Below are 22,196 nucleotides of genomic sequence, written 5' to 3' on the forward strand. Positions count from 1 at the left end.
ACCGAGAGCAGGAAGCCGAGGGCGGCCTTGAGGGGGACGAGGATCGAGCGGAAGACCACGGTCAGCAGGACGAAGGCGAGGCCGACGACGAGTGCCAGGTAGGGCACGAGGGCGTCGTTCATCTTCTGCGAGAAGTCGATGTTCATCGCGGTGGCGCCGGTGACGAGGACGTCGTCGCCGGTGGCGTCGCGGATGTCGTGGACCAGGGTCTCGGTGGCGCCGGAGGACGGGCGGTCCTTCGGGATCACCGTGATCATGGCGGCGTCGCCGGCCTTGTTGGGCGTGGCCGGGGTGACCGCGGCGATGCCGTCGAGCTCCTTGATGGTGGAGACGGTCCGGTCGGCGGTGGCCCTGTCGCCGTCGACGACGACGAGCAGCGGGCCGTTGAAGCCGGGGCCGAAGCCCTCGGAGAGCAGGTCGTAGGCGCGGCGCTCGGTCGCGGAGACCGGCTTCACGCCGTCGTCGGGCAGGCCCATCTCCAGGGAGGCGGCCGGGACGGCGATGGCGCCGAGGCCGATGACGCCGGCCAGCAGGACGAAGAGCGGGCGGCGGATGACGAAGCGGGCCCAGCGGGTGCCGGCGTTCGGCTTCCCGGACTTCTCCGGGGCCTCGGCGCCCTTGCGCTGCTTGCGGCCGATCACCTTGTCGCCGGCGAAGCCGAGCAGCGCCGGGATGAGGGTGAGGGCGATGAGGACGGCGATGACGACGGTGCCGGCGGCGGCGAAGCCCATCTTCGTCAGCATCGGGATGTTGACGACGGCGAGGCCGACGAGGGCGATGACGACGGTGAGTCCGGCGAAGACGACGGCCGATCCGGCGGTGCCGGTGGCGCGGCCCGCGGCCTCCTCCTTGCTGCGCCCGTCGGCCACCTCGGAGCGGTAGCGGGAGACGATGAAGAGGGCGTAGTCGATGCCGACGGCGAGGCCGATCATCATCGCGAGGGTGGAGGTGGTGGTGCCGAGGTCGAGGACGCCCGCGAGCGCGGTGATCGTGGAGACGCCGATGCCGACGCCGATGATCGCGGTGAGCAGCGGGAGTCCGGCCGCGACGAGCGAGCCGAAGGTGATGACGAGGACGATGCCGGCGATGACGACGCCGACGATCTCGCCGGTGCCGGTCTCGGGCATGGTCTGGAGGGCGTCGCCGCCGACCTCGACCGTCAGCCCCTTGCCCTGGGCGGCGTGGCCGGCCTGTTCGAGGGCCTCGCGGGTCCCGTCGGTCAGCTCCATCGCGTTGACCTCGTAGGCGACGGAGACGTAGGCGGTGGAGCCGTCCCGGGAGACGGCCTGGGCCGTGTACGGGTCGGTGACGGAGACGATCTGGTCGGAGCCCGACTTCAGGGCGGCGACGGTCTCCTCGACGACGGCCTTGGGGGCCGCGTCGGTCATCTTCGTGCCGTCGGGGGCCTTGAAGACGACCCGGGCGGTGGCGCCGTCGGCGCCGGCGCCGGGGAACCGCTCTTCGAGCAGGTCGAAGGCGCGCTGGGCCTCGGTGCCGGGGATGGAGAAGGAGCTGGAGGTCGCGGCGGGCGCGGTGGCGGCGCCGACTCCGGCGATCGCGAGCAGCGCCACCCAGAGGAGGGCGACGAGCCGTCGGCGCCGGAAGGCGGTGCGGCCCAGCTTGTACAGGAAGGTGGCCACGGGTGCGTACTCCCATAGTGGGGTGGGACAGGGCATGGGGAGCCGGCCCGACGGCGTGAGCGGTGCGCAGTCAGGTGGAGCAGGTTGGACGGGTGGTGCGGGTCAGACGCCGAGTGAGGGGAGCACGACGGCGTCGACGTATCTGCTGAGGAAGGCGTGGTCGACCGGCTGGTCGTCGATCAGCGGGCGGGCGACGAGCGCTCCGATCAGCATGTGCGGGACGAAGGCCAGGGCCGGGTTGTCCGGCGCGACCTCGCCCCTGCGGACCGCGCGCCGGAGGAACTCGTCGAAACCGTTCAGCTCGGGTTCGATGAGCAGTTCCCGCAGCGCCTGGTGCAGGTCCGGGTGGGTGTGGACGGCATGGGCCAGACCCCGCATCAGCGCGGTGTCCTTCTCCATCTGACAGTCGTCGGCGAGGGCCAGGAGTTCCCGGAAGTCGCCGCGCAGGGATCCGGTGTCGATCTGGTCGAAGCCGGACGGCTTGTTGTGGCGCAGGGCCGTGGCGACCAGCTCCGGCTTGCTCCCCCACTGGCGGTAGAGGGTGGCCTTGCTGGAGTGGGTGCGGGCGGCGACGGCGTCCATGGTGAGGGCGTCGTAGCCGACCTCGCGGAGGAGGTCGAGCACGGCCGCGTACAGCTCGGACTCCCGCTCGGGAGTGAGTCTGCTGCGGGCCATGTCCGGACCTCCGGTGCTGCGGGGACGAGCAGAGCGAACGAAACGGTTTCGTACTCTGCGTACGGTACGAAGGTACCCCGGCCGCCAGCGAAACGAAACCGTTTCGTACGTGGCCTGGGCCACACACCCCCTGCCACCTTCCGTACGCCCGTACGAGTTGCCGCACCCCCTCCGCGCGGAAAGCATGAACGGGTGAGAGACGACGTGGCCTACCTCCGCTTCCCGCACCTCCACGACGACCTGCTGTGCTTCACGGCCGAGGACGACCTCTGGGTCGCCCCGCTCGTCCCCGACGGACAGAGCCCCGGCCGCGCCTGGCGGCTCACCGTCGACCGCACCCGGGCCGGGCACCCCCGCTTCTCGCCGGACGGGCGCCACATCGCGTACACGAACTGGCGCAGCCTCGACCCCGAGATCCACCTCGTCCCGGTCGACGGCGGCCACGCCCGCCAGCTCACCCACTGGGGCTCCACCGACACCCGGGTCTGCGGCTGGTCCCCCGACGGCGACATCCTCGCCGCCTCCTCGCAGGGCCAGCCCTTCTCGTACTTCTCCTGGGCCTACACCGTCGCCACCGACGGCTCCCCCGGCCGCCGGATGCCCTGGGGCCCCGTCTCCGACATCGCCGTCCGGGACGTCGACGGCGAGCGCCGCACCCTGCTCCTCACCGGCACCCCGCCGCACGAGCCCGCCGCCTGGAAGCGCTACCGGGGCGGCGCCACCGGCCGCCTCTGGCTGCACGGCGAACGGCTCCTCGCCGACCTCGAAGGCCACCTCGCCGACCCGATGTTCGTCACCGCGCCGCCCGGCGAGGACGGCTACCGGATCGCCTTCCTCTCCGACCACGAGGGCATCGGCAACCTCTACTCCTGCCGCCCCGACGGCACCGGACTGCGCCGCCACACCGACCACGCCGACTTCTACGCCCGGCACGCCTCCTCCGACGGCCACCGGGTCGTCTACCAGTGCGCCGGCGAGCTGTGGATCGTCGAGGACTTCACCGCCGGCGGCGAGCCGCGCCGCCTGGAGGTCCGCCTCGGCGGCCAGCGGGCCGGCCGGCGGCCGTACCAGGTGCCCGCCGCCCGGCACGTCGACGCGCTCTCCGTCGACGAGACCGGCCGGGCCAGCGCCGTCGGCGTCCGCGGCAGCCTGTACTGGCTCACCCACCGCGACGGGCCCGCCCGCGCCATCACCGACACCCCCGGCGTCCGCGTCCGGCTCCCCGAGATGCTCGGCAGCGGCGGCCAGATCGCCTACGTCACCGACGCCGAGGGCGAGGACGCCGTCGAGATCGCCTATCTGCCCCGGGCCAGCGGCGACCGGCCGCCGCGCCGGCGCGCCGCGGGCGAGCTGGGCCGGGTCGAGGAACTGGTCGCCGACTCCGACGGCGAACGGCTCGCCATCGCCTCCAACGACGGCCGGCTCCTCCTCATCGACGCCACCGAGGACTCCAACGGGGAGGTCACCGAGCTCATCCGCTCCGTCAACGGCCCCGTCCGCGACCTCGCCTTCTCCCCCGACGGCGCCTGGCTCACCTGGTCCCACCCCGGCATCGGCCGCTCCCTGCGCTCCATCAAGCTCGTCCGCATCTCCGGCCCGGGCCCGCGCACCGTCATCGACGTCACCAACGGCCGCTTCGAGGACGAGAACCCCGTCTTCACCAGCGACGGCCGCTATCTCGCCTTCCTCTCCTGGCGCGGCTTCGACCCGGTGTACGACGTCCACACCGGCGACCTGTCGTTCCCGCTCGGCTGCCGCCCCTACCTGGTGCCGCTCTCCTCGGCGACCCCCTCCCCCTTCGCGCTCCTCCCCGACGGACGCCCGGCGGCCGGCGGACTCGACCCCGCCGACGACGGCGCCGACAGCGGCGACGGCACGGTCACCGTCGAGATCGAGGGCCTGCCCGACCGGGTCACCCCCTTCCCCGTCGCCGCCTCCAAGTACTCGGCGCTCGCCCCGGTCTCCGGCGGCGGGCTCGTCTGGCTGCGCTGGCCCATCTCCGGCGCCCTCGGCGAGACCTTCGCCAACCCCGCCGACACCTCCGGCCGCCCCACCCTGGAGCACTTCTCCGTCGTCAAGGCCCGGCGCACCGAACTCGCCCGCGACCTCGACTGGTTCGCGGTCAGCGGCGACGGCACCCGGCTCGTCGTCTTCGACGAGGGCGAACTGCGGGCCGTGCCCGCCACCGAACCCGGCGACGGCGACTCCACCGTCTACCTCGACCTGCGCCGCATCCTCCACGACGTCGACCCCGGCGCCGAGTGGCGCCAGTCCTACGACGAGGCCGGGCGGATCGTCCGCGCCTACTTCTGGGAGCCCGGCATGGGCGGCGTCGACTGGGACGCGATCCTCGACCAGTACCGTCCGCTGCTCGAACGGGTCGCCTCCCCCGACGAGTTCGCCGACCTGCTCCGCGAGGTCATGGGCGAACTCGGCACCTCCCACGCCTACGTCACCCCCGCCCGGCGCAACGAGGGCCCCGCCCACTACCAGCGCCCCCAGGGCCTCCTCGGCGCCAACCTCGTCCCCCGCGACGGCGGCTGGGTCGTCAAGCGGATCCTCCCCGGCGACTCCTCCGACTCCAAGGCCCGCTCCCCGCTCGCCGGTACGGGCATCCGCGAGGGCGCCGCCCTCACCCACGTCGACGGCCGGCCCGTCGACCCCGTCACCGGCCCCTACCCGCTGCTGGCCGGCACCGGCGGCACCACCGTCGAACTCACCTTCACCCCGGCCGGCGGCGAGGGCCGCTCCCGCCGCGTCGCCGTCGTCCCGCTGATCGACGAACGACCGCTGCGCTACCAGGACTGGGTGGCCAAACGGCGGGCCGTGGTCCGGGAGATCAGCGGCGGCCGCTGCGGCTACCTCCACATCCCCGACATGGGCGGCTCCGGCTGGGCCCAGTTCAACCGCGACCTGCGGATGGAGGTCTCCCGGCCCGCCCTCATCGTCGACGTGCGCGGCAACGCCGGCGGCCACATCAGCGAACTCGTCGTGGAGACCCTGACCCGGAAGATCATCGGCTGGGACCTCACCCGCAACGCCCAGCCCGTCAGCTACGCCTCGAACGCCCCGCGCGGCCCCGTCGTAGCCCTCGCCGACGAGGCCACCTCCTCCGACGGCGACATGATCACCGCCGCCTTCAAGCTGCTCGGCCTCGGCCCGGTCGTCGGCCAGCGCACCTGGGGCGGCGTCGTCGGCATGACCGGCCGGCACAAGCTCGGCGACGGCACCCAGATCACCGTCCCCATGAACGCGGCCTGGTTCGGCGCCTGGGGCTGGTCCGTGGAGAACCACGGCGTCGAACCCGACCTCGCCGTCCTGCGCACCCCGCTCGACTGGGCCGAGGGCCGGCACGCCCAGCTCGACGACGCCGTCCACAAGGCGCTCGCCCTGCTGGAGGCGGAGCCCGCCGCGAGCCCGCCCGGCTACGAGTCCGTGCCGGACCGCTCCCGCCCGAAACTGCCCCCGAGGTCCAGCTCGTAGGCGATCGCGGACTCCCCGGTCTTCAGCGTCTCGCGGCCGACCGCCCCGAAGCCGACCCGGGCGAGCACCGCCCGGGAGGCCGGGTTGTCCGGCGACGCCTTGGCGTACAGCCGGCGCAGCCCGTACTCGTCCACGGCGAGCCGGCAGACCTCCAGGACGCCCCGGGTGGCGAGCCCCCGGCCGGTGGCCGACTCGGCGATCCGGTAGCCGAGTTCGGCCCCGCCGTCGGCGAGGTCGATCAGGTTGATCCGGCCGAGGACCGCGCCGTCCTCCGCCACCAGGACGTGGAAGCGGATGGTCCCCTCCTCCTGCTCGTCGAGCAGGGCCCGGTGGCGGGCGGCGAACTCGTCGAAGTACGCGTCCCCCCGGTCGGGCACGGTGGCGGCGAAGTACGCCCGGTTCTCCCGCTCGAAGGCGAGCAGGGCGGGCGCGTGGTCGGAGCGCAGGAGTTCGAGTACCGGCATGGGGACACGGTACGGAGATCCCCGCGCCCGGCGCGCGTGAATTGCGCCACGCCCGCGCCCGCGCGTGGGGGCGCCGCACCGGGACGCGCGCGCACGCGCGAGGGGCGCACCCGGCGTCCCGGGTGCGCCCCTCGTCACAGGACGGGCGTCAGGCGTCGCGGTCGCGCTCCATGCGCTCGCGCGCCTCCCGCTGGGCGCGCTCCTTGGCCTCCTGCGAGCCCTCGCGACCCTGCGAGGCGCGCTGGGAGGCTTCGTCCTTGGCGTTGCCCATGGCCTTCTTGGCGCGGTCCTGAAGCTCCTGCGCCTTGTCCTGGAACTGGTCCTTGATGCCCATGAAGGTTCACTCCTAGAAGGGGTGTGAGGGGGACGGGGCGATGGTTGCCCCTGGGCCTCGACCAGCCTTGCACGAGCGAACACCCCACGCATTTCGATCAGTCACGGTCCGTGCCCGGACCGGTCAGGCGCTCTCCTTCCGGGCCTGCTCGTCGGCCGCGCCGCCCGCGCCCACCAGGCCCTTGGAGACCGTGGAGAGCCGGGGTTCGAAGCGGGCGACCTCGCGCTTGCCGACGGTGGCGATGACGCCGGGCAGATAGCCGCGGATCGACTGTATCCCGCGCAGCCACCACTGTGCGTACACATGGGCCGAGCGGCGCTCGATGCCCTCGACGATCCGGTCGACGGCCGGGCCGAGCGGGTAGGTGCGGTTGGACGGCCACGGCAGCCGCTGCCGCAGCTCCTTCATCACGTCGTCCTGGTCGGCGCCCCGCACCATGTCGGTGTCGGTCCAGGAGAGGTAGCCGACGCCGACCTTGACGCCCTTGTAGGCGACCTCGGCGCGCAGGCTGTGCGCGAACGCCTCGACGCCGGACTTGGAGGCGCAGTACGCGGTCATCATCGGGGCCGGGGTGATCGCGGCGAGCGAGGCGATCTGGAGGAAGTACCCCCGGGACTCCATGAGGACCGGCAGGAAGGCGCGGCCGGTGACCGCCCCGCCGATCAGGTTGACCTCGATGACCCGCCGCCAGGCGACCGGGTCGGACTCGACGAACGGACCGCCCGCCGCCACGCCCGCGTTGGCGACGACGATGTCGACCTTCCCGAACCGCTCCTTCACGTCGGCGGCGACCCGGGCCATCGCCTCGTGGTCGGTGACGTCGGCCTCCCACCAGTCGGCCTCGGTGTGCAGCCGGCCGGCGACCTCCTTCAGGAGTTCGGGCTCCAGGCCGACGAGCGCGATCTTCGCGCCGCGCGCGGAGAGCTTGCGGGCGAGCAGCTCGCCGACGCCGCGGGCGCCGCCGGTGACGACGGCGACCTGTCCTTCCAGGCTGACCCTGCTCATGCCCCTGCCTCCTTGCTGGTCGGACGCGCTCCGAGAGAGGTGAGCGTCAGTTCGCGGATCTGCGCGGTGACGGCCTCCGGGGCCTCGACCGGCGTCATGTGGCCCATGCCGGCCAGTTCGGTCAGGCCGGTGCAGTGCGGCAGCGCCTCGGCCATGGCCCGGGAGTGCACCGGCGGGGTGAGCCGGTCGGCGGTGCCGACGAGGACGGCGGCCGGCACCCTGATGTCCCGGACGCCCGCCTCCAGGTCGAGCCCGGCGAGCACCTGCGACCAGCCGTGGCGGGACGGGCGCGGGCAGGCGTGCACGATCCGGGCGCAGGCGTCCACCCGGTCGGGCGCCGAGCCCGGTCCCATCGTCGCGTACTTGAGGATCTTCTTCGAGATCCCGGTGACCGGGCCGAGCGGCGCCTTCGAGCCGAGGACGGCGCCGGTGAGCCGGGTCCGCAGGCCGCCGGGGCCGAGCGGCACCACGGTCGCCTCGGCGGTGAGCCGGGACGGGCCGGTCGAACAGAGCAGGACGGCGGCGGCGTGCTGGACGAAGCCGGGCCGGCCGGCCGCGGCCATGATCGTCATGCCGCCCATGGAGTGGCCGGCGATCACGGCCCGCTCGCCGGGCCCGAGGGTGGCGGTGAGCACCGCCTCCAGGTCGTCGGCGAGCGCGGTGGTCGAGTAGCCGCCGGCGGCGGGGACCGGGGAGCGGCCGTGGCCGCGCTGGTCGTAGGCGATCACCCGGTGGTCGGCGGCCAGGGCCCGGATCTGCTCGGCCCAGAAGGCGGTGGAGCAGGTCCAGCCGTGGGCGAGGACGACGGCGGGCGCGCCCTCGGGGCCGTACGCCTCGACGTGCAGCTCGGCGCCGTCGGCGGAGCGGACGGTGAGGGTGCGGGGCGCGGGAAGGGGGATCACTGGGCGGCCTCCTTCTTCCGGGACGGGCGGGCGGTGGCCTTCACCGGCTTGGGGGCGCGGACGACCTCGTACTCGGAGAGGTCGACCTGCCGGGTCTCGCGGCGGAACTCGCCGGTGGTGCCCGGCCACAGGGTGGTGTTGCGCCCGTTGGCGTCGAGGTACCAGCTGTCGCAGCCGCCGGCCTTCCAGACGGTCCGCTCCATGCGGTTCTGCACCTTGCGGTTCCAGGCGTTCACGGCGGAGGGGCGGACGGCGAGGGCGGCCCGGCCGCCCAGCACGTTCAGCTGGCGGAGGTAGTCGGCCATGTAGTTCAGCTGGGACTCGATCATGAGGATCATGGAGGAGTTCCCGAGGCCGGTGTTGGGCCCGATGATCGTCATCCAGTTGGGGAAGCCGGCGGCGGTGGCGCCGCGCAGCGCCTCCATGCCGCCCTTCCACGCCTCGGCGAGCGAGCGGCCGTCGGCGCCGATGACGCGCGGGGCGATCGGCATGTCGGTGACGTGGAAGCCGGTGCCGAAGACGATCGCGTCGACCTCGGTCTCGCTGCCGTCGGAGCCGACGACGACATTGCCGCGGACCTCCTTGAGGCCGCCGGTGACGACGTCCACGTTGGGCTGGGCGAGGGCCGGGTAGTAGGCGTTGGAGAGCAGGATCCGCTTGCAGCCGATGCGGTACGAGGGCGTGAGCTTGGCCCGCAGCACCGGGTCCTTGATCGACTTGGCGATGTTGGCCTTGGCCAGCTTCTCGACCAGGCCCAGCTCGCCCGGGTGCTTGGTGAAGGCGCCGACCTGGAGCTCGCGGATGCCCCAGAGGATGCCGCGGCGCAGGGTGGCGGTGAGCGGCAGCTTGCGGTGCAGCCAGCGCTCGGGGCCGCTGATGGCCCGGTCCATGCGGGGCATGACCCAGGGCGCGGTGCGCTGGAAGAGGGTCAGCCTGGCGACCTCGGGCTGGATCGCGGGCACGATCTGGATGGCGGAGGCGCCGGTGCCGATCATGGCGACGCGCTTGCCGCGGAGGTCGTAGTCGTGGTCCCAGCGGGCCGAGTGGAAGACCTTGCCGGTGAAGCCGTCGAGCCCCGGGATGTCGGGGATCTTGGGGTCGGAGAGCGGTCCGGTGGCGGAGACGACGACGTCGGCGCTGAAGGATCCGGAGCTGGTCTCGATCCGCCAGCGCAGCTCGTCGGCGTCCCACTCCATCCGCTCGACCTCGTGGTTCAGCCGCAGGTGCGGCCGGAGTCCGAAGGTGTCGGTGACGTGCTCCAGGTAGGCCCGGATGTGCCGCTGGCCGGAGAAGGTGCGCGGCCAGTCCGGGTTGGGCGCGAAGGAGAAGGAGTAGAGGTGCGAGGGCACGTCGCAGGCGCACCCGGGGTAGCTGTTGTCCCGCCAGGTGCCGCCCACGGAGTCGGCCCGCTCCAGGACGACGAAGTCCGTGATCCCCTCGCGGCGCAGCCGGACGGCGGCCCCGAGCCCGCCGAACCCCGATCCGATCACCGCCACCCGAACGTGCTCGTGCTTCGCCATGCCGCCTCCCGTGCGCCCGGCCAAGATTCCGCCAGCAATCACTGGCACAGTCGGGACTGTAGAGCAGCTCCATACCGAGCGGTAGGGGTCGGGCGAGGGAAAGTTACCGGCGGTACAACATAGGCTGGCGGGCGTGGCGGAACGATCAGGAGTACAGGCGATGCCCCCGGAGGCCCAGGAGCCCCCGCACGAGTACCGCATGGCCGAACTGGCCGAGGCGGCCGGGATCACCGTGCGCACCCTGCGGTTCTACCGGGAGCGTGGACTCATCCCGCCGCCCCGGCGGGAAGGCCGGATCGCCTGGTACGACGAGCGCCACCTGGCCCGGCTGCGGACCATCGCCGCCCTCCTCGAACGGGGCCACACCCTCACCGGGATCGCCGACCTCACCGCCGCCTTCGAGTCCGGCCGGGACGTCGGCGAGGTCCTGGAACTGGGCCCCCCGACCGAGGAGGAGCCCGTCCGGCTCACCCCCGAGGAACTGGCCGACCACTTCGCCGGCGAGGTCACCCCGGAGAACCTCGCCGCCGCCCTCGACCTCGGCTACCTCGCCACCGACGGCGAGGACATCGTCCACGTCAGCCGCCGGCTCCTCGACGTCTCCGCCGCCCTCGTCCGCGAGGGCGTCCCGCTCGCCGAGGTCCTCAGGGCCGGCGCCCGCGTCCGCGAACACGCCGACGCCCTCGCCGCCCTCTTCGCCGACGTCCTCGGCACCCACGTCAGGGACGGCGACCTCCAGCGGCTGCGCCCGCTCGCCAAGAGCGTCGTCGAGGCCGAGCTCTCCATGGCCCTCGACCGGCGGCTGCGCGGCACGCAGGGCTGACCCGCCGGACCGCACCGGGACGGCGGCCGCACGGCGCGGAGCCGATCCGGGACCTCTCCGGCGCCTGACAGGTTCTTCGAAAGTTCTTCATCATCCCCGCCCTACGGTCGGTCCGCCCGCCGCGCTCCCGCGGCCGGGCCGACCGAACCAGAACGGGGACCGAGGAACCGATGAGGACCGACCGGACGCTGCTCGCCGCCGTCGCGGCGGCCGCCGCCTTCGCACTGACCGGCTGCGGCACGAACGACCCGGGGACCGGCATCCCCAGCGCCAGGACCGCCGACACCCCCCGCGCCGGCGCCACCACGACCGGCCCGACCGGCGACGAGGCCGAGATCGCCGCGTACATCGAGGCCAAGCGCGCCTGGGTGGCCTGCCTCCGCAAGGGCGGCATCGACGCCCCCGACCCGGACGAGAACGGGCAGGTCGAGATCGCCGACGTCGGCGCGATCAAGCGGAGCCCGACCCAGCGCAAGGTCCTGGAGACCTGCGGCAAGGACATGCCGACCGTCCCCGCCGCCCTGGAACGCCGACTCGCCCCGAAGCTCACCCCCGAACAGATCGGGAAACAGGTCGAGTTCGCCGACTGCATGCAGAAGAACGGCGCCCCCGACTTCCCCGACCCCGAGGCCGACGGACACGTCTACGGCGACGAGCAGCAGTGGGACTCCACCACCGCCGCCGCCAAGCGCGCCTCCCGGATCTGCGCACCGATCGTCGGCCGCCCCGCCGAGTCCGGCCCGGGCAAGGGCTGAGCCATGCGCGAGACCCCCGCCCCGACCGAACCCGGCACCCCGGCGCACGGCGCGCCGCCGCCGCGCCGGCGGCGCCGCACCACCCTCCTCGCCGGCGCCGCGATCGCCGTCGTCGCCACCGTCGCCGTCGTCGGCCGGCTCGGCCTCGGCGGCGGCGCCGAGGAACCGCCCGGAGCGCCCCCGCGCGCCGGCTCCACCGTCACCGTCACCCGCACCACCCTCACCGAACGCACCGAGGTCGAGGGCGAGTTGGGATACGGCGCCGAGATCCCCCTGCCGGTCAGGGCGACCGGCACCGTCACCTGGCTCCCCGAGGCCGGCACCACCGCCGAACGCGGCGACACCCTGCTGCGCGTCGACGACCGACCGGTCGTGCTGCTCTACGGCACCCTGCCGATGTACCGCGAACTCGGGCGCACCCAGGCCCCCGCGGAGGCACCCGAGGGGGCAGCACCCGAGGCCACCGGAACCACGAAGACCCCCGACGCTCCGCAGCCCGGGAAGGCCACCACACCGCCGCCCGCCGCCCCGGTGACTCCGGCCCCCGCCCCCCTCCGCGGCATGGACGTCCTCCAGTTCGAGTCCAACCTCGCCGCCCTCGGCCACACCGGCTTCACCGTCGACGAGGAGTTCACCGCCGGCACCGAGCGGGCCGTGAAGCGCTGGCAGCGCTCCCTCGGCCTGCCCGAGACGGGCCGGGTCGGCCTCGGCGACGTCGTGTACGCCTCCGGCCGCATCCGCCTCGGCCAGCCAGCCGTCCGGCCCGGCCAGCCCGCCGGCGAGAACGTGCTGCCCTTCACCGGATCCTCCCGCAAGGTCACCGTCCAGGCGTCCGCCGAGGAGGCGTCCTGGGCGACCCGCGGCACCGCCGTCACCGTGACCCTGCCCGACGGGAAGACCGTCGCGGGCGAGGTCGCGGGCGTCGGACGGAAGGCGTCCGCACCCGAGGGCGGAGCGGCCGGCAGCCCGCCCACCGTGCCCGTCACCGTCACCGTCGCCGACCAACGGGCCCTCGGCCGGCTGGAGAGCGGCCCGGTCACCGTCGCCTACGTGGGCCGCAGCCGCGCGGACATCCTCGCCGTACCGGTCGCCGCCCTGGTCGCCCTCGCCGAGGGCGGACACGGCCTGGAGACCGAGGACGGCCGCTTCGTCACCGCCCGCACCGGCCTCTTCGCCGACGGGAAGGTCGAGGTCGGCGGCCCCGAGATCCGCGAGGGCCTGAAGGTGAGGATCCCGAAGTGACCCACCCCGCACCCACCCCCGTCGTCGAGTTCCGCTCCGTGTCGAAGACGTACCCCGGCGGCGTCACCGCCGTCCGCGACGTCAGCCTGACCGTCGACCGCGGCGAACTCCTCGCCGTCGTCGGCCCGTCCGGCTCCGGCAAGTCCAGCATGCTGCACCTCATGGGCAGCCTGGACGTGCCGACCACCGGCAGCGTCCTGGTCGACGGACACGACGTGGCCGGACTCACCGACCGCGAGGTCTCGGCCCTGCGGGCGACCCGCATCGGCTTCGTCTTCCAGCAGTTCCACCTGGCGGTCGGCGTCCCGGTCCTCGACACCGTCGCCGACGGCCTGCTGTACGCCGGCGTCCCGCGCCGCCTCCGCCGGGCCCGGGCCGCCGCCGCCCTCGCCCGGGTCGGCCTCCGCCACCGCCTCCACCACCTGCCGCACCAGCTCTCCGGCGGCGAACGCCAACGGGTCGCGGTCGCGCGGGCGGTGGTCGGCGAACCCGCCGTCCTGCTCGCCGACGAGCCCACCGGCAACCTCGACTCCGTCTCCGGAACCGCCGTCCTCGACCTGCTGCGCGAACTGAACGCGGCCGGCACCACGGTCGTGGTCATCACCCACGACCGCGACATCGCCGCCGCCCTCCCCCGACGCGTCGAACTCCGCGACGGCCGGATCGTCACCGACACCGCCCCACGCACCCGGACAGGAGCGACCGCATGACCGACCGGCTGCGGGCCGCCCGGCTGCGCCCCGGCGACGCCGTCCGCCTCGGCGGCACCGGGCTGCGCACCCGGCCCCTGCGGGCCTTCCTCTCCGCGCTCGGCATCGCGATCGGCGTCGCCGCGATGATCGCGGTCGTCGGCATCTCCGGCTCCGGCCGGGCCGAGGTGGAACGCCGGCTCGACGCGCTCGGCACCAACCTGCTCCGGGTGCAGCCCGGCGTCGAGCTGGGCGGCGACCGGGCGAAGCTCCCGGCCGACGCGGTCCGCATGATCCGCCGCGTCCCGCCGGTCCTGGAGGTCGCCGCCACCGGCCGCACGGACGCGAAGGTGTACCGCAACGAGCGGATGCCGGAGGGCCGCACCGGCTCGCTCACCGTCCAGGCGACCGACGGCGACCTGCTCGCGGCCGTCGGCGGGCGGATCGGCCGGGGCCGCTGGCTGGACGCGGCGACCGAGCGCTATCCGGCGGTCGTCCTCGGCGCCACCGCCGCCCAGCGGCTCGACGTCCGCACCCCCGGGACCCGGCTGTGGATCGGAGGCCGCTGGTTCTCGCTGATCGGCGTCCTCGACCCGGTGCCGCTCGCGCCCGAACTGGACGGGGCCGCGCTGGTCGGCGGCCCCGCCGCCCGCACGTACCTGCGGTTCGACGGGCATCCGTCGACGGTGTACGTCCGCGCCGAGGACCGCGCGGTGACCGACGTACGGGCGGTGCTCGCCGCCACCGCCGACCCCGCCCGCTCCGACGCCGTGCAGGTCTCCCGCCCCTCCGACGCGCTCGCCGCCCGCGAGGCGACGGAGTCGACGCTGACCGGCCTGCTGCTCGGCCTCGGCGGCGTGGCCCTGCTCGTGGGCGGCGTCGGCGTGGCCAACACCATGGTGATCTCGGTCCTGGAACGCCGCCCCGAGATCGGACTGCGCCGGGCCCTCGGCGCGACCCGGGCCCAGATCCGGGGCCAGTTCGTCACCGAGTCGCTGCTGCTGTCGGCGCTCGGCGGACTGGGCGGCGCGCTGCTCGGCACCCTCGTCACCGGCGTGTACGCGGTGGGCCGGGGCTGGCCGACGGTCGTCCCGGCCTGGGCGACGGCGTCGGGGCTCGGCTGCACGCTGCTGATCGGCGCGCTGGCGGGCGTCTGGCCGGCGGTACGGGCCGGCCGGCTCGCCCCGACGGTGGCGCTGTCCGGCAGCTGACCGGCGCTCAGCCGACCGGCGCGTCCACGCCCCCCTCCGGCAGCAGGACCGTGAAGACCGAGCCGGTCCCGACCTGACTGGCGGCCTCGACGGTCCCGCCGTGGTCGGCGACGATCCGCCGGCAGATGGAGAGGCCGAGGCCGCTGCCGCCGGTGGCCCGCCCCCGGGCCGCGTCCGCGCGCCAGAACCGGTCGAAGAGGTGCGGCAGGTCGGCGGCCGGGATGCCGCTGCCGGTGTCCCGGACCGCGATCCGTACCCGCCCGCCGTCCCGGGCCAGCTCCAGCGTGACGGAGCCGCCCGCCGGGGTGTGCCGGACGGCGTTGCCGACCAGGTTGCCGAGCGCCTGCCGGAGCCGGTCCGGGTCCCCGTGCAGCCGGACGGCGCCCGGCGCCGGACCGGTCACCGCCAGCCCGACCCCGGCCGCCGCCGCGCGGGCGCTGTGCGCGGTGCGGCAGGCGTCGAGGAGCTCGCGGGCGTCGAGGGCGCGCCGGTGGTAGGTGAGGGCGCCGGCCTCGGCGAGGGCGAGGTCCTGGAGGTCGTCGACGATCCGCTGCTGGAGGAGGACCTCCTCGTGGAGCGAGTCGAGGAGCTCCGGGTCGGCCTCCAGGACGCCGTCGCGCAGGGCCTCCAGATAGCCGCGGAGGTTCGCGAGCGGGGTGCGGAGCTCATGGGCGATGTCCCCGACCAGCCGGCGCTGGCGCTCCTCGCTGGCGGCGAGGGAGTCGGCCATGCGGTTGAAGGCACGGCCGAGTTCGCCGATCTCGTCCTTGCCCGCGGCGGGGACCCGGCGCCCGAGGTCGCCCTCGCCGAGGCCCCGGGTGGCGGTGGTCAGGGCGCGCACGGGGCGGAGCACGGCGCGGCTGAGGAGGGCCGCGCAGCCCAGGGCGGCGAGGGCGACACCGGCGGCGACGGCGGCCACGGGGCCGGCGGCGAGGCTCCGGCCGGCGTCGTCGACGGCACCGAGCCGGACGGTGAGCGGCTGCGGGGCGACGGCGGCGGTCCGTTCGTTGAAGACCCGCCGCAGGCAGGCGTGGAAGACGTCGGCGGGGCCGGCGCGGCAGGTGTCGAGGGCCAGGAAGTCGGCCTGGAGGACCGCGCTGGGCGCCGTCTCGACGCGGACGCAGGAGGCCGACCCGGCCGGGGCGCCGGGGGCCTTGCCGCCGTCCTTGAAGTCGGGCAGCCCGTAGGGGCCGGGGACGACGGTGACCTGGTGCCCGGCCCGGGTGAGGCAGGCGGCGTGGGCGACGCCGGCGCTGTACTCGAAGAGGGCGCTCGCGGTCTGTTTGGTGGCGGCGAGCGGGATCCTGAAGGAGGACAGGTCGAGCCGCGGCCGGGGGTCCACGAGGAGGGCCGGCGCGGTGCCGCCGGGGCGGGGGTCGCGGCCGAGGAGGGCGTCGGAGTCGGCGAGCTGCCCCTGGGCGTCGGTGCCGATGCGGATCCGCTGGCCGGTCTCCTCGGCGAGGGTGCGGACCAGCGGGAGGACCCCGTCCCAGGTGCCGTGACCGGCCGCGTAGCCCCGCAGCTCCTCGGTGATCCGGGTGACGGAACGCTGGTCGGCGGCGGCGGACTCGCGGAGCTGCCCGGCGGCCTGGCGGAGGGTGAGCCAGGCGGTGGCGGCGGTGGCCGCGGCGGCGACGAGCAGGACGAGCGCGAGGACCCGCAGCCGGAAGCTCACGACCGCTCCCCCGGGTCGGCGATCCGGTAGCCGCGCCCGTACACCGTCTCCAGGTAGCGGGGCCGGGCCGGGTCGGGTTCGAGCTTGCGCCGCAGGTTGCGGACGTGGGCGTCGACGGTCCGCTCCAGGACGTCGCTGTCGAACCCGAAGACCCGTTCGATGATCAGGGTCCGGGTGAAGACCCGCCCGGGCTCCCGCACCAGGGCCTCCAGGACCGCGAACTCCTTCGCGGTGAGCGCGACGGGCCGCCCCTCGACCGTGACCTCGAAGCGGGCGGTGTCGAGCGTGATCCCGCCCGCCCGGATCAGCTCGGCCGGCGCGCCCCCGCCGGCCCGGGACCGCCGCAGCAGCGCGCGCACCCGGGCGGTCAGCTCCCGGGGGCTGTACGGCTTGGTCAGATAGTCGTCGGCGCCGAGGTCGAGCCCGAGCAGCAGGTCCTCCTCGGTGCTGCGGGCGGTGAGCAGCAGGATCGGCACATCGGACCCCTCGCCGCGCAGGATCCGGCACACGTCGAGCCCGTCGACGGCGGGCAGCATGACGTCGAGCACCACCAGATCCGGCCGCGCCGCCCGCACCCGCTCCAGCGCGGCCCGCCCGTCCGCGACCACCTGGACGGAGTTCCCCTCCCGCTCCAGATACAGCCGAATCAGCCGGGACTGCTTCCCGTCGTCCTCGGCGACCAGAATGCGCGCGCTCAAGAATCCCCCCACCCGGGCCCGTGCCGTCGCAGCACGGTACCCCGGGCGGTCCGGGCGGGCCGGTCCGGGACCGCGCGGGACCGATCGGCGCCCTCCGTGACCTGCCCCCTCACCGACCACGAAGACACGTCCGGGGCGCCTCCGGGCGGCGTTGGCGAGTTGTGGCCAACAAGTAGTCGACTCCTGAGCCGATCGAGAGGGACTTCATTACGGTGCCCACCATGGTCGACCAACCACGGGCCCTGAGCGCCATCCGTCTGTCGGTCCGGAATGACAGGACGACGTCACCGGGCCGCCAGCGCGCCGCCAACGCGGGCGAAGCAGCGCGCCGTGGCGCCGCCGTCGTCGGCGAAGCGGCGGATCTGGACGTGTCCGCGACGAAGACGACACCCTTCGACCGTCCGGAGCTGGGTGCCTGGCTGGCCCGCCCCGACGACTTCGACATGATCATCTGGTGGCGTATGGACCGTGCCGTCCGCTCCATGGCCGACATGGTGGAGCTGGGCCGCTGGGCGAAGACCCATGGGAAGCTCCTCGTCTTCGCGGAGGGCCCTGGCGGCGCTCCTTTGGAACTCGACATGCGGACCGTGTCACCCGTGTCGGAGCTGATCATGATGATGCTGGCCTTCAGCGCCCAGATGGAGGCGCTCTCCGTCCAGGAACGCGTCGCGGGCGCCCACGCGGCCCTCCGCGCCGAGGGCCGTTACTCCGGGGGTCTCGTCCCGTACGGATACGAGAGGATCAGGAACTCGGACGGGAAGGGGTTCAAGCTGGCGCCCGCCCCGGAGGCCGTGCGGATCCTGACGGGCATCGTCCGCGACGTTCTGAGCGGCAGGTCCCTCACCGCCGTCGCGACGGCGCTGAACGAAGCAGGCACCCTGGTCCCCCGCGACTACCAGGCCGTGAAAGCGGGCCGCGAGCCGGGCGGGGTACGCGCCGGCCGCCGCCACGACCGCTTCCGCTGGACCGCGGGAACCCTGTCGAAGATCCTCCGCTCCCCTGCCTTGATGGGCTACCGCCTCCACCGGGGGAAACCTGTCCGGGACCATGACGGGAATCCCGTGCCGATCGGTGACCCGATCTTGTCCCCGGAGGAGTTCGACGCCCTCCAGGAGCACATGAACGCGCTGACGCCCCAGCAGAACCGCACCCGCAAGGACACCCGGGCGATGCTCCTGGGCATCGCGAAGTGCCGGGGATGCGGGGGAAACCTCTATCTGTCCCGACGGGCCGGGGGCATGGACTACAACTGCCGGGCCACCGCCAGGGGCGAACGCTGCCCGGCACCCGCGGGCATGCGCGCCGACTGGCTGGAGGCGTACGTGGAGGCCGAGGTCATGGCGCGCGTCGGGACCGCCCGGATGACGAAGGTCGTCACGCACCCGGGCTACGACCCCGCTCCGGAGCTCCGGGAGGTGGAGTCGGAGCTCCGGGCCCTGTACGCGGACAAGGAGTCCCGCAGGTCCCGCACGGGCCGGATGATCTGGCAGGAGGAGATCGACGTTTTGGAGCGCCGCGCGGAGGTGCTGGAGGCGGCGCCCCGGACGCCGGCCCGGACGGAGACGGTGGAGACGGGCGAGACGTACGCCGACTTCTGGTCCCGGCAGGACGCCGTCGGCCGCCGCCGTCTCCTCCTGGACGTCGGGGCACGCGCGACCGTGGCGAAGGGCCGGTCCGGTGGAGGGGCCGACCGCTTGAAGGGCCCGGACCGGGAGCGGCTGTCGTTCGCGTTGGCGTCGCCCGGGAACCCGCTCGCGGCAGCAGAGGAAACCACGCCCTCCACCTGACCGCTCGCCCCCGGGCCCGGCGCCTACTCGAAGACGGCCGTCACGGGCGCGTGGTCGCTCCACCGCTCGGCGTGGGTGGCGGCCCGCTCCACGTACGCCTTGGTGGCTCGCCCTGCCATGCCGGGCGTCGCGCAGATGAGGTCGATGCGCCAACCCGTGTCGTTGTCGAAGGCGCGGCCGCGGTAGGACCACCAGGAGTAGGGGCCCTCCTGGTCGGGGTGGAGGGCGCGGACGACGTCGACGTAGCCGCCGTCGGTCTCCTCCAGGACGCGGGTGAGCCACGCGCGCTCCTCGGGGAGGAAGCCGGCGCTCTTGCGGTTGGCCCGCCAGTTCTTGAGGTCGGCCTCGTGGTGGGCGATGTTCCAGTCGCCGCAGACGACGACCTCGCGCCCGTCGGCGGCGGCGCGGACCCGCAGCTCCTTGAGGTAGGGCAGGAACTCGCCCATGAAGCGGTACTTCTCGTCCTGCTTCTCGGTCTCGGCCTCGCCGGAGGGGAGGTAGAGGCTGGCGACGGTGACGCCGGGCAGGTCGGCCTCGATGTAGCGGCCGGAGCCGTCGAACTCGGTCGAGCCGAAGCCGACGCGGACGGCGTCGGGCTCGCGGCGCAGGTAGAGGGAGACGCCGGCGCGGCCCTTGGCGGCGGCGGGGGCGTGGGCGGTGAACCAGCCGTCGGGGGCCCGGACCTCGTCGGGCAGCTGCGCCTCCTCGGCGCGCACCTCCTGGAGGCAGACGGCGTCGGCGGAGGTCTCCGCCAGCCACTCGACGAAGCCCTTCTTGGCGGCGGCGCGGAGGCCGTTGACGTTCGCGGTCGTGACAGTGAACATCCCGGGAGAATACCGACACCCGGCACTCGCATACACGTACGATCGACGCCATGCGCATCCAGCCGGTCCCGTACGACCACCCCGACGCCGTGAAACTGCAGGACGAGGTGCAGGCGGAGTACGTCGTCCGCTACGGCGACGGTGAGGGCGACGCCACACCGCTCGACCCCGGGATGTTCGTCCCGCCGCACGGCCTCTACCTGCTCGCGTACGACGCCGGGGAGCGGCCGGTCGCCAGCGGGGCCTGGCGCCGCCAGGACGAGAACGAGGAGGGGTACGCGGACGGCGACGCCGAGCTGAAGCGGATGTACGTGATACCCGAGGCGCGCGGCCTGGGCCTGGCCCGCCGGCTCCTCGCCCTCCTGGAGGAGGACGCCCGCGCCGCCGGCCGGACCCGCATGGTCCTGGAGACCGGCACGGCCCAGCCCGAGGCCATCGCCCTGTACCTCTCCAGCGGCTACGAGCCGTGCGCCAAGTTCGGCCACTACCGCCACTACGAGAACAGCCGCTGCTTCGCCAAGCCGCTGATCTGAGTCCGTGGGTCACGAGGCCCCGTCCGGTCGTCCTCGACCGGGCGGGGCCTCGTCGTGCACGACCCCTTGCCCAGCCATGTGACATGTGCAATTTTACTCCGCAGCCGTCGACGACGGTCTCCGACTCCCCATCCCCAGGAGTGAATTGTGCGCGCCCTCACCCTCACCGCCGCCGCCCTGCTCATAGCGGCCGCAGCCGCCGCCCCCGCCCAGGCCGCCCCGGCCGCCCCCGAGCCGCCCCACGTCTTCGCCGACCCGGCCCAGCGCCCGGCCCACGGCAAGGCCGAGCTCGCCCCGGCGGGCGGCGGCGGGCTGGAGTCCCGCATCCTGCCGATCGTCCACGACTGCAGCCCGTCGCTGCGGATCCGGGCCCAGGAGATGACCGCCGCCCAGCTGGCGGCGACCTGCGCGAGCCTGGCGAACCAGGACGCCTTCTTCCACGGCGTGGTCAAGGACTCCGGTCCGGTCGCGGACGACCACAACACCACCCTGGAGGTCGACGTCTTCAACTCCAGCGCGGACTACAAGAACTACGCGCGGAAGATCTACGGCATCGACACGAACAACGGCGGCATGTACCTGGAGGGCGACCCCTCCCGGGTCGGCAACCAGCCGCGGTTCATCTGCTACGAGCGCACCGACGTGAGCCCCGGCTGGCAGATCTGGAACCTCAACCACGAGTACACGCACTACCTCGACGGCCGCTACGACCTGTACGGCGACTTCTCCGACAGCCAGACCACGCCCACCGTGTGGTGGGGCGAGGGCATCGCGGAGTACGTCTCCTACTCCTACCGCGGCATCCCGTACAGCAAGGCCCTGGCCGAGGCCGGCAACCACACGTACTCCCTGCGCACGCTGTTCGACACGACGTACGCCAACAGCGATGTGAACCGCACCTACAACTGGGGCTACCTGGCCGCCCGTTACATGGTCGAGGAGCACCCGGCCGACGTCGCCACCGTGCTCGGCCACTACCGCACCGGCGACTGGGCCGCCGCGCGTTCCTTCCTCACCTCGCTGGACTACGAGAGCGACTGGAACGACTGGCTGACGGCGGTGGCCGCGGGCGCGTGACGCGCACCCCGTGAACGACGAAGATCCCGCCCGATCTTTCGATCGGACGGGATCTCGTCATCCGCTGGTGGACCTGAGGGGATTCGAACCCCTGACCCCCTCGATGCGAACGAGGTGCGCTACCGGACTGCGCCACAGGCCCCTGCGACGTGTGAAACATTAGCATCCCGATCGGCGAGAAGAAAAATCGCTTCCGCCGCAGGTCAGACGAGGACCCGCCGCACCGCCGTCATTCGTTGGCGGCGCGGGGCCGGTCCTCGTCCGCGTACTGGTCGAAGAGCGGGGTCCGGCCGTGGTCGCGGCCCCGGCGCGGCGGCGCGGGACGGCGGCGCGGGGCGGGTGCGGCGGCCGGGGGCTGCTCGGCGGTGGAGGAGCGGGCGGCGCTCCAGGTCTCCGGGTCGGTGACGTCCACGCCGTGGGAGGCGCGCGGGGCGACCGGCGCGGTGACGTACGTGGGCAGCGGCACCGGCACCGGGTCCCAGCTGTCGCCGCGGGCCGGGCCGCGTTCGCGCTGCTGGTCCACCCACTCGGCGTGGTCGGTCTGCTCGACCAGCGCGCGCCGGTCGGCCTCCTGCGGGGAGACCACCGGCGCGGGCGTCGGCTCCGGCTCGGGCGTCGGCGCGGCGGCCCGGCGGCTCTCGCGGAGCCGGGCGGCGGCGGCCTCGGCGCGGCGGCGGTCCATCACGTAGACGAACCGGCGGCGCTCCTGGCCGCGCAGATGGACGATGTACGCGCTGAGCAGCACGGCGGGGACGGCCGGCGCCCACAGGAAGGCGACGCCGCCGACGGCGGCGACCACGGCGCCGAGGGTGAAGGCGGAGAAGAGCACGATCGTGGTGCTCCGGCGGCGGGCCAGGGC

General features: G+C 74.1%; 18 protein-coding genes, 1 tRNA gene and 2 pseudogenes. 9 read left to right on the forward strand and 12 right to left on the reverse strand.

The genetic code is table 11. The features are described from left to right. A partial coding sequence (locus ACFW1I_RS32440; RefSeq protein WP_384676661.1) for an MMPL family transporter occupies positions 1-1,640 on the reverse strand: 1,640 nt, incomplete at its 3' end. A gap of 102 nt (positions 1,641-1,742) precedes the next feature. Next, complete coding sequence (locus ACFW1I_RS32445; RefSeq protein ID WP_384676663.1) at positions 1,743-2,315, reverse strand: TetR/AcrR family transcriptional regulator; 573 nt, start codon at positions 2,313-2,315, stop codon at positions 1,743-1,745. Positions 2,316-2,507: 192 nt separating this feature from the next. Between ACFW1I_RS32445 and ACFW1I_RS32450 the strand changes: the two genes are divergently transcribed. Continuing rightward, a complete protein-coding gene (locus ACFW1I_RS32450; RefSeq protein ID WP_384676665.1) occupies positions 2,508-5,798 on the forward strand; it encodes a S41 family peptidase in 3,291 nt (1,096 codons plus the stop codon). Here the strand turns inward: ACFW1I_RS32450 and ACFW1I_RS32455 are convergent. The 5 genes from ACFW1I_RS32455 to ACFW1I_RS32475 form a co-directional block, all read right to left on the reverse strand. Continuing rightward, a complete protein-coding gene (locus ACFW1I_RS32455; RefSeq protein WP_384676667.1) occupies positions 5,741-6,262 on the reverse strand; it encodes a GNAT family N-acetyltransferase in 522 nt (173 codons plus the stop codon). The genes ACFW1I_RS32450 and ACFW1I_RS32455 overlap by 58 nt on opposite strands. Before the next feature lie 148 nt (positions 6,263-6,410). Beyond that, positions 6,411-6,596, reverse strand: a complete 186-nt coding sequence (locus ACFW1I_RS32460; RefSeq protein WP_384676669.1) for a hypothetical protein — start codon at positions 6,594-6,596, stop codon at positions 6,411-6,413. 123 nt (positions 6,597-6,719) lie between these two features. Further along, the gene (locus tag ACFW1I_RS32465) at positions 6,720-7,601 is read right to left on the reverse strand and encodes an SDR family oxidoreductase (RefSeq protein ID WP_384676671.1); all 882 of its coding nucleotides are present in this window, start codon (positions 7,599-7,601) and stop codon (positions 6,720-6,722) included. Continuing rightward, entirely contained in the window at positions 7,598-8,503 is a 906-nt protein-coding gene (locus tag ACFW1I_RS32470; protein ID WP_384676673.1) for an alpha/beta fold hydrolase, read from the reverse strand. The genes ACFW1I_RS32465 and ACFW1I_RS32470 overlap by 4 nt, the downstream gene beginning before the upstream one ends. Next, positions 8,500-10,023, reverse strand: a complete 1,524-nt coding sequence (locus ACFW1I_RS32475; protein ID WP_384676675.1) for a flavin-containing monooxygenase — start codon at positions 10,021-10,023, stop codon at positions 8,500-8,502. The genes ACFW1I_RS32470 and ACFW1I_RS32475 overlap by 4 nt, the downstream gene beginning before the upstream one ends. Before the next feature lie 160 nt (positions 10,024-10,183). Here ACFW1I_RS32475 and ACFW1I_RS32480 point away from each other — a divergent pair, with 160 nt between their 5' ends. The 5 genes from ACFW1I_RS32480 to ACFW1I_RS32500 all read left to right on the forward strand — a co-directional run bounded on the left by ACFW1I_RS32480 (position 10,184) and on the right by ACFW1I_RS32500 (position 14,743). Further along, on the forward strand, positions 10,184-10,846 hold the full coding sequence (locus ACFW1I_RS32480) for a MerR family transcriptional regulator (protein ID WP_384676677.1): 663 nt from the start codon (positions 10,184-10,186) through the stop codon (positions 10,844-10,846). A 170-nt stretch (positions 10,847-11,016) separates the two neighbouring features. Continuing rightward, positions 11,017-11,601 carry a hypothetical protein gene (locus tag ACFW1I_RS32485; RefSeq protein ID WP_384676679.1) on the forward strand — a complete coding sequence of 195 codons (585 nt, stop codon included), beginning with the start codon at positions 11,017-11,019 and terminating at the stop codon, positions 11,599-11,601. Positions 11,602-11,604: 3 nt separating this feature from the next. Next, positions 11,605-12,843 carry a peptidoglycan-binding protein gene (locus tag ACFW1I_RS32490; protein ID WP_384676681.1) on the forward strand — a complete coding sequence of 413 codons (1,239 nt, stop codon included), beginning with the start codon at positions 11,605-11,607 and terminating at the stop codon, positions 12,841-12,843. Further along, positions 12,840-13,553 carry an ABC transporter ATP-binding protein gene (locus tag ACFW1I_RS32495; RefSeq protein WP_384676683.1) on the forward strand — a complete coding sequence of 238 codons (714 nt, stop codon included), beginning with the start codon at positions 12,840-12,842 and terminating at the stop codon, positions 13,551-13,553. Before ACFW1I_RS32490 ends, ACFW1I_RS32495 begins: the two co-directional genes overlap by 4 nt. After that, the gene (locus ACFW1I_RS32500; RefSeq protein WP_384676685.1) at positions 13,550-14,743 is read left to right on the forward strand and encodes an ABC transporter permease; all 1,194 of its coding nucleotides are present in this window, start codon (positions 13,550-13,552) and stop codon (positions 14,741-14,743) included. Before ACFW1I_RS32495 ends, ACFW1I_RS32500 begins: the two co-directional genes overlap by 4 nt. Before the next feature lie 7 nt (positions 14,744-14,750). Here the strand turns inward: ACFW1I_RS32500 and ACFW1I_RS32505 are convergent, their stop codons facing one another. Continuing rightward, positions 14,751-16,418 carry a sensor histidine kinase gene (locus ACFW1I_RS32505; protein ID WP_384676687.1) on the reverse strand — a complete coding sequence of 556 codons (1,668 nt, stop codon included), beginning with the start codon at positions 16,416-16,418 and terminating at the stop codon, positions 14,751-14,753. Then, entirely contained in the window at positions 16,415-17,116 is a 702-nt protein-coding gene (locus tag ACFW1I_RS32510; protein WP_384676689.1) for a response regulator transcription factor, read from the reverse strand. Before ACFW1I_RS32510 ends, ACFW1I_RS32505 begins: the two co-directional genes overlap by 4 nt. 221 nt (positions 17,117-17,337) lie before the next feature. Between ACFW1I_RS32510 and ACFW1I_RS32515 the strand changes: the two genes are divergently transcribed. Continuing rightward, on the forward strand, positions 17,338-18,903 hold the full coding sequence (locus tag ACFW1I_RS32515; RefSeq protein WP_384676691.1) for a recombinase family protein: 1,566 nt from the start codon (positions 17,338-17,340) through the stop codon (positions 18,901-18,903). Positions 18,904-18,926: 23 nt separating this feature from the next. Here ACFW1I_RS32515 and ACFW1I_RS32520 read toward each other — a convergent pair whose 3' ends face one another. Continuing rightward, positions 18,927-19,727, reverse strand: a complete 801-nt coding sequence (locus tag ACFW1I_RS32520; RefSeq protein ID WP_384676693.1) for an exodeoxyribonuclease III — start codon at positions 19,725-19,727, stop codon at positions 18,927-18,929. 50 nt (positions 19,728-19,777) lie between these two features. Between ACFW1I_RS32520 and ACFW1I_RS32525 the strand changes: the two genes are divergently transcribed. Then, positions 19,778-20,260, forward strand: a complete 483-nt coding sequence (locus tag ACFW1I_RS32525; RefSeq protein WP_384676695.1) for a GNAT family N-acetyltransferase — start codon at positions 19,778-19,780, stop codon at positions 20,258-20,260. A 246-nt stretch (positions 20,261-20,506) separates the two neighbouring features. Further along, positions 20,507-21,331, forward strand: a pseudogene (locus ACFW1I_RS32530) (collagenase); the annotation flags it as partial. Between the two features lie 71 nt (positions 21,332-21,402). Here the strand turns inward: ACFW1I_RS32530 and ACFW1I_RS32535 are convergent. Continuing rightward, a tRNA-Ala gene (locus ACFW1I_RS32535) sits at positions 21,403-21,479 on the reverse strand. An 87-nt stretch (positions 21,480-21,566) separates the two neighbouring features. Further along, positions 21,567-22,196 (reverse strand): annotated as a pseudogene (locus ACFW1I_RS32540) (hypothetical protein); the annotation flags it as partial.

Source organism: Streptomyces sp. NPDC058955 (assembly GCF_042741435.1).
Taxonomy (GTDB): Bacteria; Actinomycetota; Actinomycetes; order Streptomycetales; family Streptomycetaceae; genus Streptomyces.

Bases quoted from the DNA above. Each gene is read 5' to 3' on its own strand.
- ACFW1I_RS32490 (WP_384676681.1), top strand. From the start codon at position 11,605: ATGCGCGAGACCCCCGCCCCGACCGAACCCGGCACCCCGGCGCACGGC.
- ACFW1I_RS32520 (WP_384676693.1), bottom strand. From the start codon at position 19,727: ATGTTCACTGTCACGACCGCGAACGTCAACGGCCTCCGCGCCGCCGCC.
- ACFW1I_RS32455 (WP_384676667.1), bottom strand. From the start codon at position 6,262: ATGCCGGTACTCGAACTCCTGCGCTCCGACCACGCGCCCGCCCTGCTC.
- ACFW1I_RS32475 (WP_384676675.1), bottom strand. From the start codon at position 10,023: ATGGCGAAGCACGAGCACGTTCGGGTGGCGGTGATCGGATCGGGGTTC.
- ACFW1I_RS32515 (WP_384676691.1), top strand. From the start codon at position 17,338: ATGGTCGACCAACCACGGGCCCTGAGCGCCATCCGTCTGTCGGTCCGG.
- ACFW1I_RS32485 (WP_384676679.1), top strand. From the start codon at position 11,017: ATGAGGACCGACCGGACGCTGCTCGCCGCCGTCGCGGCGGCCGCCGCC.
- ACFW1I_RS32500 (WP_384676685.1), top strand. From the start codon at position 13,550: ATGACCGACCGGCTGCGGGCCGCCCGGCTGCGCCCCGGCGACGCCGTC.
- ACFW1I_RS32465 (WP_384676671.1), bottom strand. From the start codon at position 7,601: ATGAGCAGGGTCAGCCTGGAAGGACAGGTCGCCGTCGTCACCGGCGGC.
- ACFW1I_RS32480 (WP_384676677.1), top strand. From the start codon at position 10,184: ATGCCCCCGGAGGCCCAGGAGCCCCCGCACGAGTACCGCATGGCCGAA.
- ACFW1I_RS32460 (WP_384676669.1), bottom strand. From the start codon at position 6,596: ATGGGCATCAAGGACCAGTTCCAGGACAAGGCGCAGGAGCTTCAGGAC.
- ACFW1I_RS32525 (WP_384676695.1), top strand. From the start codon at position 19,778: ATGCGCATCCAGCCGGTCCCGTACGACCACCCCGACGCCGTGAAACTG.
- ACFW1I_RS32445 (WP_384676663.1), bottom strand. From the start codon at position 2,315: ATGGCCCGCAGCAGACTCACTCCCGAGCGGGAGTCCGAGCTGTACGCG.